Below are 14880 nucleotides of genomic sequence, written 5' to 3'. Positions count from 1 at the left end.
TTTCCTGTTTAGATTATCCAATCTTTTTGCCTAATCCCCAACTTTTGAACTTGATCCATCTTTTTGCCTAATCCCCAACTTTTGAACTTGATCCGATTTTATCCCTTTCAGTTCACGCATTAATGAATAATTTGATAGATAGGGAATAGAAAAAACCCTTTAAATCATACGATTTAAAGGGTTTTTATTCAACTTGTAGTAATACTGGCGGAGAAAGAGGGATTCGAACCCCCGGACCTGTTACAGTCAACAGTTTTCAAGACTGCCGCATTCGACCGCTCTGCCATTTCTCCAGTATGTTGCTATAATTTCGTGATTGCGAGTGCAAATATAAGCACACTTTTCGATTTACAAAAACAATTTTCAATAAATTTTCAGTTGTTTTGCGAACTATTTTTTAATCCTTTCATTTCCTTTGCTTTAGCTTTGAAAAAAATAAATTAAAAAATTCCAACATTATTTAATAGGTTACATATTCTGTTATTTCTAGCCCATATCCTATCATCCCCACACGCTTTCCTTGTACCGAATTGGTTATTAAACGAATTTTGGAAATGTCAATATCATGTAAGATTTGGGCACCAATACCAAAATCTTTACTGTCAATTACAATTTTTGGAGCTTTCATTTGTCCAGACTCTTGTAACGCTTTTAATTCTACCAAACGGCTTAACAAACTTACGGCTTGCATGTCTTGATTGATAAAGATAAATGCGCCTTTTCCGTGGTCGTTAATCACTTTAAACATATCATCTAATTGTTGATCCACATTATTAGTAAGTGTTCCTAATAAATCATTATTTACCTGCGAAGAGTGAATTCTTGTCAAAATAGGTTCTCCTAAATTCCAAGTTCCTTTAGTAAGCGCGATGTGGATTTGTTTATTAGTCGTTTGTTGGTACGCTCGTAAACGAAAAGTTCCAAAACGAGTTTCGATATCAAAGTCCTCTTTTTTCTGAATTAAACTATCGTGTTGCATTCTATAAGCAACAAGAGCCTCAATAGAGACAATTTTTAAATCAAATTTCTTAGCCACTTTTATAAGTTGCGGCAAACGTGCCATACTTCCGTCCTCATTCATGATTTCGACAATCACACCTGCGGAATGGAATCCTGCTAAACGTGCAAAATCAATTGCTGCTTCAGTATGCCCTGTTCGTCTTAAAACCCCACCTTGTTTTGCTATCAATGGAAAAATATGCCCAGGACGCGCTAAATCATGTGGTTTTGTACTAGGATCTATCAAGGACAAAATCGTTTTGGCTCTATCTGATGCCGAAATTCCCGTTGTTACACCATGCCCTTTTAAATCCACCGAAACAGTAAACGCTGTTTCCATCGGGTCAGTGTTATTAGTAACCATAGCATGAAGTCCTAATTCTTTGCATCGGCTTTCGGTCAAAGGAGTACAAATCAAACCACGACCATGAGTAGCCATAAAATTAATCATCTCAGGAGTTACTTTTTCGGCAGCAGCCAAAAAATCACCTTCGTTCTCTCGGTCTTCATCATCGACAACAATAATAACTTTTCCTTGACGAATGTCTTCTATTGCTTCTTCTATGGTGTTTAATTGTATTTTACTTGAAACCATGGTGGTATTTATATTTGTTTTTGAAACAGTTTTTTAATGATTTTTTGAATTGGTGCTGTAACGACATCCATATTAATAAGTCCTATATCATTTGTCGCTCTATAAGTTAGAAAAACTGCTACAGGAGTTAAAACAAAAGAAGACATCCATGCTCCTAAAAAAGGAGTTAAACCGTCCTCTTGAGAAATTCTTTTCCCAAACGTGTTGATAAAATGAAAGGTGATAAAAATAAAAACAGCAAAGACAATAGGCAGTCCTAAACCTCCTTTTCTAATAATAGCACCTAATGGAGCTCCTATGAAAAACATCAAAAAACAAGCAAATGCAATTACAAATTTGTCGTACAACGCTAGATAATGACTATTGATTGTTTTTTGTTTGGTTTCTAAATTTACTTTGGAAGCATCAATATTGTAACCCGTACTCACTACGTTACTCGAAGCGACTTTTAAAATAGTTGCTTTTTCTTCATTGTTGAACAGTGACAATATATCATTAGGCATTGGCTTCAACTTCTTTACTGTGTCAGTAGCAATTTTAACTGGATTATGAAGTGCTGTAATACCCGTTTGGTTATTGATGTTTTCAGCAAAAGAAACCACTTCTTTATCCAAACTTTTATGTAAAGAATCTAGGGTGTAGGTGAGTTCATTTACATTCAACATCGTGTTCGTATTCGAAACTTGTTCTTCGTCCATCTCCACTTTATTTAGCTGAGACAAATCAATATTAATGGTGTATTTTTTGAAGGAACTTTTAGCAAAAGGCAATTTTTCTCTGTCTTCAAATTTTTTCGGAATGATATCTTCGTAATAATTACCGTTATTTAAGACCAATTTCAGAATGCTCGATTGCTCATTACTAATAAGTTCTCCATTATTGGCTTTGATAACAATCTTACTCCCATCCCCTATCATCGATTTTTTATGAATGGTAACTCCAGTAAGAATGTTGCCGTTTTCTCCAGATTTTTTATTTACCTTAATGTTATAAACCCCCACATCGCTAAACTGCCCTTCGGTAATGGCTAAGGCAGGTTTGACTTGGGCAATATTTTTTCTAAAGTTGATGAATTTATACTCCGCATACGGAATTACGTTGTTGGCAAACAAAAAAGCCACAATGCTCAATACCGTTATAAATATGGTTAACGGCACTAAAGCTCGTTGCAATGAAATTCCAGAAGACTTCATCGCAGCAAATTCATAATTTTCGGCTAGATTTCCAAAAGTCATTATCGATGCCAATAAGATAGACAACGGAAGCACCAAAGGAACAATTCTTGGCATAGAAAACAACAAGAATTTAAGAATCATAGGAGTATCTAAGTCCTTTCCTGCCAACTCTGCTATAAAGAGCCAAATGGTTTGTAATATAAATATGAAAAATAAGATTACAAATACCGTAGTAAATGTAATCAAAAAGGTTTTTAATAAGTATCTGTCAAGTATTTTCACCTACCCTATTTAATCTAATTTGTTGATGTAGTAATTTGGATATTTACTTTCGGCAAAGGTAAATTGATTTTTTGACAATGGTTGGTTGGTTTTAAAAGAATTAACGGTTAATGTCGTTTTTGTTCCTTTTTTACCTATTTCAATAAGGTTATAAATGTGTTTGGTATTCACATCAATCCCTAGTAAAATTTCTTTACGTTGGTCTTTCGTATTAGTTGGAACTAATTTGATGTATTGAATTTTTCTTCCTCTAACATCTTGAACAATATCCATTGTATAACGATAACCGCTATTAAAAAACGTCAACATTTTAGATGGTGTAATCGCATTTTCATCTTTTTCATTAAAGCTAGAAATTGTAACTTCTTCATCTTCAGGTACAATGGTATAGGTTTTCTTACCGTCAAAAATTTTAGTGATTCCCATGAAATTCAACACATATTGATTTCCTTTCATGGTTACATTCCCTTTACTATCTTGATTAATATTTTCTTTCGAATTGGTCAAACAGTATCTAAAATCGATAGTGATATTATGGTAACTTTTAACCTTTGCGGTTACTTGGTCTAACAAAGCTTTTGCTCGTTTGTCTTGAGCTTGAATTGAAAAACTTATAAAAAGGGCAAAAAGTATGGATAAAAATTTATTCGTCATAATAGTAATAGAATTGCTTTTTGTTTTTTTAATCTTGAATTGCATGGTTTTAACTATTTTGTTCATTGTTTAAAAAGTGCTCAAGAGAGGTCAAATCTTGGAAATTTACAGAACGCGCCTTACTTCCTTCAAAAGGACCTACGATGCCTGCTGCCTCAAGTTGGTCAATCAAACGACCCGCTCGGTTGTATCCTAGTTTCAATTTTCTCTGTAACAAGGAAGCAGAACCTTGTTGTGCACTTACAATCACTTCGGCCGCTTCTCTAAACAGAGTATCTCTATCAGAGATATCCACATCAAGATTGATGCCAGTTTCTTCTCCAATAAATTCTGGAAGCAAATAAGCCGTTGCATACGCTTTTTGAGAACCTATAAAATCAGTTATTTTTTCTACTTCAGGAGTATCAATAAAGGCACATTGTACACGTACCACATCATTTCCGTTCGTATATAATAAATCTCCACGACCAATCAACTGGTCAGCTCCTTGAGCGTCCAAAATGGTTCTCGAATCAATTTTTGAGGTAACTCTAAAAGCAATACGAGCTGGGAAGTTGGCTTTGATTAACCCCGTAATTACATTTACAGAAGGTCTTTGTGTAGCAATAATCAAATGAATACCGATGGCACGCGCCAACTGAGCCAATCGTGCAATGGGGATTTCCACCTCTTTGCCAGCAGTCATAATCAAATCAGCAAACTCATCGACAACCAAAATGATATAAGGTAAAAATCGGTGCCCGTTTTCGGGATTTAATTTTCTAGACTTAAATTTCTCGTTGTATTCCTTGATGTTTCGAACCATTGCATCTTTCAACAAAGAGTAACGATTGTCCATCTCCACACAAAGGGAATTGAGTGTGTTGACTACCTTGGCATTATCCGTAATAATTGCATCCTCAGTATCGGGCAACATCGCCAAATAATGTCTCTCAATCTTATTAAAAAGTGTCAATTCTACTTTCTTAGGATCAACTAAGACAAATTTTACTTCTGCAGGGTGTTTTTTATACAGCAATGACGTCAATACCGCATTTAATCCTACCGATTTCCCTTGCCCTGTAGCTCCTGCCATCAATAAGTGTGGCATTTTAGCCAAATCCACTACAAAAGTTTCATTTGAAATGGTTTTCCCAAGAGCAATTGGCAATTCCATTTCAGCTTCCTGAAACTTAGCTGAACCTATTACACTTTTCATAGAAACCATTGTAGGAGTCTTATTAGGTACTTCGATACCAATAGTCCCCTTACCAGGAATAGGAGCAATGATACGGATACCTAAAGCTGATAAAGATAAAGCAATATCATCCTCTAAACTTTTAATTTTAGAAATACGAATTCCTGCTTCAGGAACAATTTCATATAAGGTAACCGATGGTCCTACTGTAGCCTTAATTTGAGCAATTTCAATTTTGTAGTTTCTAAGAGTATCTACAATTTTATTTTTATTTTCTTCTAATTCTTCTTGATTGATTGTAATCCCACCTGTAGCATATTCTTTTAATAAATCTAATGTTGGGAATTTATAATTAGATAAATCCAATGTAGGATCAAACAAACCAAAATCAGATACTAATTTAGAAGCCAAATTTTCTTCAATGATATCCTCTTCAGGTGCTGATTCTATGACAAAAGATTCAGAACCTACAACTTGATCTTCTGGTTTTTTATAAGGTGGAGGTGCTACTGGATCTAAATTAATTTCAGAAGCATGTTGAATAGTAGGTTTTAAATCTTCTTTTTTAATTTCAAATTGTGAGGGCCTAGTTGTTAGAACCATTTCTGGCTCATCTTCTTGCTCAGAAACTGCAAATTCCTCTAAATTATAAGTACTATTATCACTCGAAGTAAATGCTGCTTCTTTTTTATCATTCAAATCTTTAGCTGAATTTTCAAAGTAAGAAAGAATTTTTTCAGGTGACAATTTCATTTTAAAAATGGCATAAATCACAATACCAAAAATCAATACAAGCAAGGTACCTGTTTTACCAATATAATCTTGTAAAAACAAATTCAATTCATACCCCACTACTCCTCCTAATTCTGGTAACGAAGTTGCAAAAAAGCTTAATAATATGGAAACAATAATTAATGCAAATAAATCCCAAAACCAAACTCGTTTTAATTTATAAGCGGGCAATCCTATGATTAAATAAGCACCTGTTAAGAAAAAAAGACGCACAAATAAAAAAGACGCCAATCCAAATCCTTTGTAAACTATTAAATCGGCAAGGTAGGCTCCAAATTTTCCCAACCAATTTTGCACCTTTTCGGTTCGATTGCTCAACTCATAAACAGCACTTTGATCTTCTTGTCCATAAATATAAAAGGAAATAAAAGCCACTAACAAAGCAATGGAAAATAAAACCAAAAGACAGCCCAATACAATTTTGTGCTGTCTGGTTATTTTCCATGATTTTAATACTTTAGTTTCGGATTTTGTCGTCTTGTCTGAAGTTTCTTTTTTTGATTTCGCCATTAGGGAAGGTACTATTTGCTATAAAAATAGGGGTAGATAGATGATTAAACCAATAATTATTGCTGTAATAGCCGCAAAGAAGACAGAGCCTGCTGCAATGTCCTTAATAAAGCCAATTCTTTCATGATAATCCGGATGAATGAAGTCTGCAATTTTTTCAACTGCTGTATTCAAACCTTCGATACTTAACACTAATCCAATGGCTAATGTTTGAAAAAGCCATTGGGTAGAAGTAATTCCAAAATAAAAACCTGCACCAGTCAATAGCAAACCTATTGAAAACTGTACCATCACACTATGTTCAGTCGTGATTAATTTTACAGCTCCTTTAAAAGCATACGTGACACTTTTTAATCTTCCGGTAACAAAAGTATTGTCTTTTTGAAATGCCATTAAAATCAGATTAAAGTACTGCTAATGCAGCATCATAATTAGGCTCATCAACGATTTCAGCTACTTGCTCTGTATGCAGAATTGTACCATCAGCATCTACAACAATAAGTACTCTTGAAAGTAAACCAGCCAATGGTCCGTCAACAATCAATAAACCATTGTTTTTTCCAAAACTACCTTCTTGAAAATCAGATAAGTTCACCACGTTAGCGATACCTTCTGCACCACAAAAACGTTGTTGAGCAAATGGCAAATCTCTTGAAATACACAACACCACTGTGTTTTCTAACTGAGCTGCTTTTTCGTTAAATTTTCTAACTGAAGCTGCGCAAGTCCCAGTGTCGATACTTGGGAATATATTCAATACTAATTTTTTACCTGCGAAATTGCTTAATGTTGCAACCGAAAGGTCTGATTGAATTAATTTAAAATCTGCTAATTTTGAACCTACTTTAGGTAATTCACCATTAGTGTTTATTGCATTTCCTTTTAATGTAATCGAAGCCATATTTTTTGTTTTTATTGAGGTTCAAAAGTATGAAAATTATTTAAGATTTTAGTTTTAAAAACAAAAAAACGCACCTAAAAGTAGTATGCGTTGCTTTGAAAAAATCAAGTACCTGACTTATTTTATTTGTCTATAGAACTCATTACGCGTTTCATAAATGCGTTTAAAGCTTCTTTTTTATCTGTTCCGTTTTTGATTAATTTATGTACTTCTAGGGCTCCATACATATTTGAAATCAACTCTCCAATCACATCTAACTCCTCTTCTTTTAGCGAACTAATTTCAGTCATCGCTTCTAAGACTTCAATGGTTTCTATAATGTAATCTTGGTCATTTTCTTCAATAAACTGAGTAAGATGTTTTATTATTGGTAGTTTCATGTTTTAAATTGTTTAATTTGGTTATTTGTTTAACCGTTTAATCGATCAAACAATTCAACTACTAAGCTATTTCTTTAACTAATTCAATAAGAACTTCTTGTTTATTCGTTTGGGTTTCGTTTACTAATTTACCATCCACGAACGTAGCAAAAGTAGGCAAGTTACTTACATTAGCTAATTTTCTGGATTCTGGAAAATTTTCAGCATCTACAAACGCAAAAGTGATATTTTCATTCTCAGTAGCTAGTTTTTTAAATTTTGGTTTCATGATTCGGCAATTTCCACACCATGAAGCTGAAAATTGAACCACTACTTTATTGTTTTCGGCAACCAAGTTTGCCAATGTATCTTCGTTTAATTCTATTAACATAGTTTTCTTTTTAAGGTTGTAAGTTGCTAAGATTCTGAGGTACTAAGGTTACAAGCTTTTTAGATATATTAAACTTAGAACCTTAGTACCTTTAAATTTTAGAATCTTCTAGTAATTAGTTAGCACTCAAGTAAGCCGCAGTACTGATTCTATCAGCACTCATTGCTTCTTTACCAGCTTCCCAGTTTGCAGGACATACCTCCCCTTTTTGTTGTACGTGTGTGTATGCATCAATCATACGTAAGTACTCGTTTACGTTACGTCCTAATGGCATATCGTTTACACTTTCGTGGAAAATTTTTCCTGTTTCATCAACTAAATAAGTAGCTCTGTAAGTTACATTTGACCCCTCAATGATTAAAGAATCTGTTTCTTCATTGTATTCAGAAGATTCGATATCTAAAATTCCTAAAATTGAAGATAAGTTACGGTTAGTATCGGCTAAGATTGGGTATGTAACTCCTTCAATACCACCATTGTTTTTAGCTGTGTTCAACCAAGCAAAATGTACTTCATTAGTATCACAAGAAGCACCAATTACGATAGTATTTCTTTTTTCAAATTCTGGCAAAGCAGCTTGAAAAGCGTGTAATTCTGTTGGACATACAAAAGTGAAATCTTTTGGATACCAAAACAAAAGTACTTTTTTGTTGTTTTTTGTAGCTTCTTCAAAGATGTTGATTTTTAAATTGTCACCCATTTCAGAAATGGCATCAACGGCAATACTTGGGAATTTTTTTCCTACTAAAGACATAATAATTTAATTTTTTAATTAATTTCTGTGGCAAAAATAGTGGTTCTCTCTCTAACTCATTTATCAATTTCAATTATATATTTTTATACAATAATAAGTTTTACTTATTTAACAACTGAAAAACACTCCAACTGATTAAAAATCAACACTTTTTGTAGTAAATCGAATAAGAAAGAAGTACCTTAGTATTAGTTATCTAATTGTTATGAAATTGCTACTCCTTATTATAGCCACCTTTGTGACACTTTCTTGTGCTACAAAAAAATATAGTGCTATACGACAATTACCCTCAGGTGTAACATCAGCTACAGAAGAGAAATATTTCATAAATGACAATCATAAAGAATTGCAATATAGAAAAGAATTCTTTTTTACTAAAAATGGTCGGATCAGATACTCCAAAACACTTTCTGCTTCTGGAGACCTTATTCAGGAAACTAAAAAAAAGTTATGGTTTGTAGTCGAAATTTACCCAAACGAAGAACCATATTATTGTAAAACAAGATGGAAATTCAAACAACGTGAACGCATTAGTTGTTATACACAAAAGCGTCACAAAAAAACAGAGGCCATTTACCATTACAATAAAAATGGGACTATTGCTAAAATTGTAGATTATTATCCCCCTTTAAACACCTTACATTTTTATTATAACGATACCAAATTAACTAAAATTATTACTAAAGACCGTAATGAAAACGATATTGAAGAACTCTTGATTACATGCGAACTCAAAGACGAAAAAGGAACTTGTATAAAAGAAATACGAACGAATCAACAAAAAGGATATCGTGAAGAAATTTATTTTTATCCAGTATATGAATAAATTAATTTAAAAAAAGTCGGGATGACTGGATTCGAACCAGCGACCCCTAGCACCCCATGCTAGTACGCTACCAGGCTGCGCTACATCCCGAGAGGTGCAAATATATTTTATTTATTTAATTTTCAAAGACACATTTTACAAAATATTTTTGCCCAATAAAACATGCTGAGTTCATAGAACTGTATAACATCGTCTAAAGCTTTAATAGCAAATCAATTGGACACCTTTTGATCTATAACCATTTAATTGGGGTACAATTATTTTTTTTCAAATATTCGTTAGTCATACTAAAATGTTTGTTCCCAAACCACTTTCCTTGGTTGGCACTCATAGGAGAAGGGTGGCCTGAGGTGAGTACCAAATGTTTCTCTCGATTAATTTTACTTCCTTTTTTTTGAGCAAATCCACCCCAAAGTAAAAATACCACATGCTCTTTTTCTTGGGATATTTTTTCAATAATTGCATCAGTAAAAACATTCCATTTCAAATGCTTATGACTATTAGGACTGTCTTTCCGTACTGTCAAACTCGCATTCAAAAGCAAAACACCTTGTTGCGCCCAATGAATCAAATTTCCCGTTGTAGGCATAAAAATAGAATCCAAATCATCACACAATTCTCTGAAAATATTACGCAATGACGGGGGGATTTTGACAGTATCATTTACTGAAAAACTCAAACCGTTGGCCTCCCCTTGTCCGTGATACGGGTCTTGACCTATAATAACCACTTTGACAGCATCAAATGAACAATGAGTTAAAGAAGAAAAAATCAAGTCTTGGGGTGGAAAACAAATCCCTTGTTGGTATTCTTGACTAACTGCCAATTCCAATGCTTTGAAATACGGTTTTTGTATTTCATCAGCGAGTTTTTCGCGCCAATCTTGTGGTAAATGGAATGCCATAAGTATAAATTTGATTGCAAAGATAAACAACTCCAACTAAGTAAGTCATGATAGTAACATGGTACAGCGACTAAAACTTTACAAAACTTAGTATCAGGCTATGTAATAATCTTTATGATTGCCTATTTTTGCATAAAAAAGAATCTTTTACGACTAATGATATCTATCACCGATAAAACATTACAAGACTTACAATTTCCTACCATACTCGAAACCATTTCGGATATTTGTAATACCGATATTGGCAAACAAAAAGCATTAGAAATCACTCCATTTAAGGACCGTGAAACTTTAATGAATGCTTTGTGGCAAACTTCAGAATATGTCTCTTCATTTCAAAATAACAATGCAATTCCAAACCACGGTTTTGATGCCATCACACATGAAATAAAGTTTCTTGCCATCGAAGATAGTTTTCTAGAAGTAGGAAGTTTTAGAAAAATTGCTAATTTATCGGCAACGGTCAACTTCTTGTTGAATTTTTTACGAAAATTTGACGAGTACTACCCTACCATAAATAAAAGAGCTTCAGAAGTACAATTAACCAAAGATATTATCACCCAAATTGATGCGGTGGTGGATAAATATGGAGAAATTAAAGACAATGCTTCACCTGCTTTAGTTGAAATTCGTCGAAGTATGAATACTGTTCGAGGCAAAGTTAACCAAAGTTTTGGAGTCGCTTTGACACAATATAATGGTTTGGGGTATTTGGATGATATTAAAGAAAGTATTGTTCAAAACCGTCGTGTTTTAGCTGTACTGGCTATGTACCGCCGAAAAGTAAGAGGAACTATTTTAGGAAGTTCCAAAACGGGAAGCATCGCTTACATCGAACCCGAAGCTACGTTGCGTTACTCTCGTGAATTGAGCAATTTAGAATACGAAGAGAAGGAAGAAATTACTCGTATTTTAAAAAAATTGACCAACGGAATTCGTCCGTTTGTATCCTTATTACAACAATACCAAGATTTTTTAAGTGACATTGATGTTATAGCAGCTAAAGCTAAATATGCTGAAAAAATTAACGGAATATTGCCAACGATTAGTGACAATAGAAGATTGTTTTTTAGAGAAGCTTACCACCCTATCTTATACTTAACGAACAAACAAAAAAAGGAAATCACCTATCCACAAACCATCGAACTGCATCAAGAGAACCGAATCATCGTTATTTCAGGACCAAATGCTGGTGGAAAAACTATTTCGTTAAAAACAGTTGGACTGCTTCAATTGATGCTTCAATCAGGTATGTTGATTCCGGTACATGAGCGCTCTGAAACCTTTCTTTTTGACCGAATTCTAACTGATATTGGCGACAATCAATCTATTGAAAATCATCTAAGTACTTATAGTTATCGTTTGAAAAACATGAACTATTTTTTAAAAAAATGCAACCACAAAACCATGTTCCTCATTGATGAATTCGGAACAGGTTCTGACCCTGAATTGGGAGGTGCATTGGCCGAAATTTTCTTAGAAGAATTTTACCATCGAGAAGCATTTGGAATCATTACCACACATTATACCAATTTGAAAATCTTAGCCAATGAGCTACCCTATGCGACCAATGCTAACATGCTTTTTGACGAAAAATCATTAGAGCCTATGTATAAATTGGTTTTAGGTCAAGCGGGTAGTTCGTTTACCTTTGAAGTTGCTTTAAAAAATGGTATTCCGTTTAGTTTAATTAATCGTGCCAAAAAGAAAATTGAAGTGGGAAAAGTTCGTTTTGACAAAACAATTGCTACACTCCAAAAAGAGCGTTCTAAACTAGAAAAAACATCCCAAACTTTAAAAGAAGAAGAAAGCAAAGCACGAGAAGAAGGGAAAAAGATGGAGACCATCAATGTCAAAATCAAACAAAAGTTAGAGAGTTACCAAGAATTATTTGATAGCAATCAAAAAACCATTTATATTGGCCAAAAGATTGAAGATATTGCTGAAAAATATTTTAATAACAAAAACAAAAAAGTCCTTATTGGAGAATTTTTGAAAATCATCGAAATTGAAAATTCCAAAAGAAAAAAAGCTACTCCAAAAGAAACCAAAGCATTGATTGAAAAGAAAAAAGAAATCATCAAAGAGGTTGAAGTACAAGTTGAAGAAATTAGAAAAGAAAAAAAGGAAAAGAAACTAAAACCTGTTATTGAAAAACCCAAATATGTCTTGAAGTTAGGTGATCGTGTACGAATGATTGACGGCAAAGCTGTGGGAAGTATTGATCAAATTGAAAAAAATAAAGCTACTGTAAATTACGGTTTATTTACCTCCAAAGTAAGTCTGGACGAATTAGAATTAGTGGAGGCGGTGAAGAATAAGTAGAACAAAATGATTTCTCACAATCACTATAAAAATGCAAAACCTACCCCCAAATAAAAAAATAATCCTCTTTGACGGAGTTTGCAATCTTTGCAATGCTTCAGTACAATTTATCATTAAACATGACCAAAAAGATATTTTTAGGTTTGTCGCTTTGCAATCAGATTTGGGACAAAAAATCCTTCTATACCTTGGAATTGACAATCAAAAAACGGATAGCATTATTTTCTACGACCCCGGAAAAGCGTATTACTACAAGTCCGAAGCTGCTTTTCATATTGCAAAACATTTAGATGGGATAATTAGTTGGGTAAGTCTTTTTAAATTCTTACCTACCTCCTTTACCAATTACATTTATGATTATGTAGCTCAAAATCGCTACAAATGGTATGGAAAAAAGGAACATTGCATGATTCCGACACCTGAATTGAAAGCCAAGTTTTTAGAATGACTACTTTTTTTTCATTAACAAAAAAAATTAGTTACAAAAAAACTACTTCATTCATACTTTAAACACCCTTTACATCAATAATTTGTCAGGATTATTTTGAAACACCGTCTGATTAAATGTATAACCAAAAAATACATCAAATGAGACCATTTCATTTCATCCTGTTATTAAATTTTGTTTTTTGTTTGAGTTCCTGTGTGGGTGAGGATATTGTAGATGACAAAATACCTGAAAGTATTCGAATCAATAATTCTTTTTCAAATTTTAAAATGGGGGAATCTGTCGTATTAGATGCCTTCTTTTTTGATAATCTTGGAATTAAACAAACTGTCGATTTTACCCTAGAATCTGAAAATTCTTCGATTGTTTCGGTTGATAATCAACTAAAAAAAATTACTGCTGTAAGTGAGGGAACCACTAAAGTTACTGTATCATCGATTTATGAAGGAAAAACAGTAAGTAATTCTACTCCAATTACGGTAATCAATACCTCTACACCTCCTTCAAATGGTGTTGTTAAGATTGGTAAATTAACTAATACGAGTTCCTACAAATCAGCGGGAGATTTTGAAATAACTGAAATTACAGGAGGAATTCGCATCTCATTTGCAACGAATTATGTTGCCGACAGAGCCTTACCTGGATTTGCAATGTATTTAACCAATAATCCAAATTCAAGAAATGGGGCTCTTAAAATAGATGCCGCAGGTGATGCTGATGGCGTGATTTATACTGGTGCATTTACATTGGATATTGCTGGAGTCAGCATCAATGATTTTGGATATTTAACACATTGGTGTGACCCGTTTAATATTAAGGTTGGAGAAGCTCAAATCAAAAACAAATAAAAAACGATGAAAAATTCATTATTAAAATTTTCACTGCTGGTTTTGCTATTCAGTCAATTCGCTTTTGCCCAATGGAATAAAGGAAAAGGGAATGGATATTACAAAGTATCAGCTAGTTATTTAGTTGCTGACGAACATTTTACCAGTACCCGAAAAAAAGACCCGAATGCAACAAGAGGAAACTTTGTAGCAAGTGTTTATGCGGAACATGGAATAGGCAACAAACTAGACTTAATCGCCTACTTACCACTTTTTACTAGGGTGTATCAAAACGAACAAGTTTCAAAGACATCTGGTGCTATATTAGTGCCTGGAGAAGCAGTAAATTCAATAGGTGATATTGAATTAGGTGCGCGTTTAGGTGTAATAAAAAACGATTATTTGGCTCTATCTACCACTGTGAAATTAGGATTGCCTACTGGAAAAAAAGAAGGGGGAGCTGATGGCAGTTTACAAACCGGAGACGGTGAATTCAATCAATTGTTACTTATAGACTTGGGATTTCCTTTCAAAATTAAAAACCAAAATAGCTATGGTAAAATATATTCAGGCTTTAACAATAGGACTAATGGTTTTTCAGATGAATTGCATTACGGCGCTGAAATAGGAACAAAATTTAATAATGCATTTTTTGTAGCCCTAAAATTTAGTAATGTAAGTTCTTTAAACAATGGGAATCTTACTGGTACAGGACAAGGTGTTTTTGCTAACAATGTTGAATTTACCAATTTAGGAGGGGAACTTGCCTATTATGTCACCCCTAAATTGGGGGTTATGGTAAACTACACACATGTTTTAACTGGGAAAATAACTTTTGCAGCACCTACTTATACAGCAGGACTTTTTATGGATATTCAATAGTCAATAATAGTACCCGATTAAATTTAATAAAAAAAATGAGCCTGATGCATCTATCAAGCTCATTTTATTTATTAGGTTT

Annotated in this window: 15 protein-coding genes and 2 tRNA genes; 5 read left to right on the top strand and 12 right to left on the bottom strand. The window is 33.5% G+C overall.

The features are described from left to right. Positions 1-205: 205 nt before the first annotated feature. From K5R64_RS07295 to K5R64_RS07250, 10 genes are all read right to left on the bottom strand, one after another. Positions 206-293, bottom strand: a tRNA-Ser gene (locus K5R64_RS07295). Between the two features lie 167 nt (positions 294-460). Further along, positions 461-1594 (bottom strand): 3,4-dihydroxy-2-butanone-4-phosphate synthase, encoded by a 1134-nt coding sequence (gene ribB / locus K5R64_RS07290; RefSeq protein WP_220762266.1) that lies wholly within the window; start codon positions 1592-1594, stop codon positions 461-463. A gap of 8 nt (positions 1595-1602) precedes the next feature. Beyond that, entirely contained in the window at positions 1603-3051 is a 1449-nt protein-coding gene (locus K5R64_RS07285; protein WP_220762264.1) for an LptF/LptG family permease, read from the bottom strand. A 9-nt stretch (positions 3052-3060) separates the two neighbouring features. Next, the gene (locus K5R64_RS07280) at positions 3061-3771 is read right to left on the bottom strand and encodes an outer membrane lipoprotein carrier protein LolA (protein WP_305038838.1); all 711 of its coding nucleotides are present in this window, start codon (positions 3769-3771) and stop codon (positions 3061-3063) included. Then, positions 3755-6184: a DNA translocase FtsK gene (locus tag K5R64_RS07275; RefSeq protein WP_220762262.1), complete on the bottom strand. Its 2430-nt coding sequence runs from the start codon at positions 6182-6184 to the stop codon at positions 3755-3757. The genes K5R64_RS07280 and K5R64_RS07275 overlap by 17 nt, the downstream gene beginning before the upstream one ends. A gap of 18 nt (positions 6185-6202) precedes the next feature. Next, positions 6203-6577 carry a diacylglycerol kinase family protein gene (locus K5R64_RS07270; protein WP_220762261.1) on the bottom strand — a complete coding sequence of 125 codons (375 nt, stop codon included), beginning with the start codon at positions 6575-6577 and terminating at the stop codon, positions 6203-6205. A 10-nt stretch (positions 6578-6587) separates the two neighbouring features. Further along, complete coding sequence (gene tpx / locus K5R64_RS07265) at positions 6588-7085, bottom strand: thiol peroxidase (protein ID WP_220762259.1); 498 nt, start codon at positions 7083-7085, stop codon at positions 6588-6590. Positions 7086-7207: 122 nt separating this feature from the next. Next, positions 7208-7465 carry a DUF6952 family protein gene (locus K5R64_RS07260; protein ID WP_220762257.1) on the bottom strand — a complete coding sequence of 86 codons (258 nt, stop codon included), beginning with the start codon at positions 7463-7465 and terminating at the stop codon, positions 7208-7210. Positions 7466-7526: 61 nt separating this feature from the next. Continuing rightward, a complete protein-coding gene (locus K5R64_RS07255) occupies positions 7527-7835 on the bottom strand; it encodes a co-chaperone YbbN (RefSeq protein WP_220762255.1) in 309 nt (102 codons plus the stop codon). Positions 7836-7950: 115 nt separating this feature from the next. Next, positions 7951-8589, bottom strand: coding sequence for a peroxiredoxin (locus tag K5R64_RS07250; RefSeq protein ID WP_220762253.1), 639 nt, complete (start codon positions 8587-8589; stop codon positions 7951-7953). Between the two features lie 205 nt (positions 8590-8794). On the opposite strand from K5R64_RS07250, the gene K5R64_RS07245 reads away from it, so the two are divergent. Beyond that, positions 8795-9415, top strand: coding sequence for a hypothetical protein (locus tag K5R64_RS07245; RefSeq protein WP_220762251.1), 621 nt, complete (start codon positions 8795-8797; stop codon positions 9413-9415). 16 nt (positions 9416-9431) lie between these two features. Here K5R64_RS07245 and K5R64_RS07240 read toward each other — a convergent pair. After that, a tRNA-Pro gene (locus K5R64_RS07240) sits at positions 9432-9505 on the bottom strand. 142 nt (positions 9506-9647) lie between these two features. Beyond that, entirely contained in the window at positions 9648-10319 is a 672-nt protein-coding gene (ung, locus tag K5R64_RS07235; protein ID WP_220762250.1) for a uracil-DNA glycosylase, read from the bottom strand. A 156-nt stretch (positions 10320-10475) separates the two neighbouring features. On the opposite strand from ung, the gene K5R64_RS07230 reads away from it, so the two are divergent. From K5R64_RS07230 to K5R64_RS07215, 4 genes are all read left to right on the top strand, one after another. Next, positions 10476-12644 carry a DNA mismatch repair protein MutS gene (locus K5R64_RS07230; protein ID WP_220762248.1) on the top strand — a complete coding sequence of 723 codons (2169 nt, stop codon included), beginning with the start codon at positions 10476-10478 and terminating at the stop codon, positions 12642-12644. A gap of 31 nt (positions 12645-12675) precedes the next feature. Next, positions 12676-13092: a thiol-disulfide oxidoreductase DCC family protein gene (locus K5R64_RS07225; protein ID WP_220762246.1), complete on the top strand. Its 417-nt coding sequence runs from the start codon at positions 12676-12678 to the stop codon at positions 13090-13092. Positions 13093-13232: 140 nt separating this feature from the next. Next, entirely contained in the window at positions 13233-13940 is a 708-nt protein-coding gene (locus K5R64_RS07220) for an Ig-like domain-containing protein (RefSeq protein WP_220762244.1), read from the top strand. A 6-nt stretch (positions 13941-13946) separates the two neighbouring features. Further along, positions 13947-14801, top strand: a complete 855-nt coding sequence (locus tag K5R64_RS07215; protein ID WP_220762242.1) for a hypothetical protein — start codon at positions 13947-13949, stop codon at positions 14799-14801. The last annotated feature ends 79 nt before the right edge of the window (positions 14802-14880 follow it).

Source organism: Flavobacterium sp. UMI-01 (genome assembly GCF_019656315.1).
Taxonomy (GTDB): domain Bacteria; phylum Bacteroidota; class Bacteroidia; order Flavobacteriales; family Flavobacteriaceae; genus Flavobacterium.
Note: the sequence above shows the minus strand (reverse complement) of the source record. Positions and strands in the feature narration are given on the sequence as shown.

What these genes read in the sequence shown, in the direction of transcription:
- K5R64_RS07255 (WP_220762255.1), bottom strand. Translation starts at nt 7,835, where the DNA reads ATGTTAATAGAATTAAACGAAGATACATTGGCAAACTTGGTTGCCGAA.
- K5R64_RS07215 (WP_220762242.1), top strand. Translation starts at nt 13,947, where the DNA reads ATGAAAAATTCATTATTAAAATTTTCACTGCTGGTTTTGCTATTCAGT.
- K5R64_RS07275 (WP_220762262.1), bottom strand. Translation starts at nt 6,184, where the DNA reads ATGGCGAAATCAAAAAAAGAAACTTCAGACAAGACGACAAAATCCGAA.
- K5R64_RS07250 (WP_220762253.1), bottom strand. Translation starts at nt 8,589, where the DNA reads ATGTCTTTAGTAGGAAAAAAATTCCCAAGTATTGCCGTTGATGCCATT.
- K5R64_RS07245 (WP_220762251.1), top strand. Translation starts at nt 8,795, where the DNA reads ATGAAATTGCTACTCCTTATTATAGCCACCTTTGTGACACTTTCTTGT.
- K5R64_RS07280 (WP_305038838.1), bottom strand. Translation starts at nt 3,771, where the DNA reads ATGAACAAAATAGTTAAAACCATGCAATTCAAGATTAAAAAAACAAAA.
- K5R64_RS07270 (WP_220762261.1), bottom strand. Translation starts at nt 6,577, where the DNA reads ATGGCATTTCAAAAAGACAATACTTTTGTTACCGGAAGATTAAAAAGT.
- K5R64_RS07225 (WP_220762246.1), top strand. Translation starts at nt 12,676, where the DNA reads ATGCAAAACCTACCCCCAAATAAAAAAATAATCCTCTTTGACGGAGTT.
- K5R64_RS07220 (WP_220762244.1), top strand. Translation starts at nt 13,233, where the DNA reads ATGAGACCATTTCATTTCATCCTGTTATTAAATTTTGTTTTTTGTTTG.
- ribB (WP_220762266.1), bottom strand. Translation starts at nt 1,594, where the DNA reads ATGGTTTCAAGTAAAATACAATTAAACACCATAGAAGAAGCAATAGAA.
- K5R64_RS07260 (WP_220762257.1), bottom strand. Translation starts at nt 7,465, where the DNA reads ATGAAACTACCAATAATAAAACATCTTACTCAGTTTATTGAAGAAAAT.
- tpx (WP_220762259.1), bottom strand. Translation starts at nt 7,085, where the DNA reads ATGGCTTCGATTACATTAAAAGGAAATGCAATAAACACTAATGGTGAA.
- ung (WP_220762250.1), bottom strand. Translation starts at nt 10,319, where the DNA reads ATGGCATTCCATTTACCACAAGATTGGCGCGAAAAACTCGCTGATGAA.
- K5R64_RS07230 (WP_220762248.1), top strand. Translation starts at nt 10,476, where the DNA reads ATGATATCTATCACCGATAAAACATTACAAGACTTACAATTTCCTACC.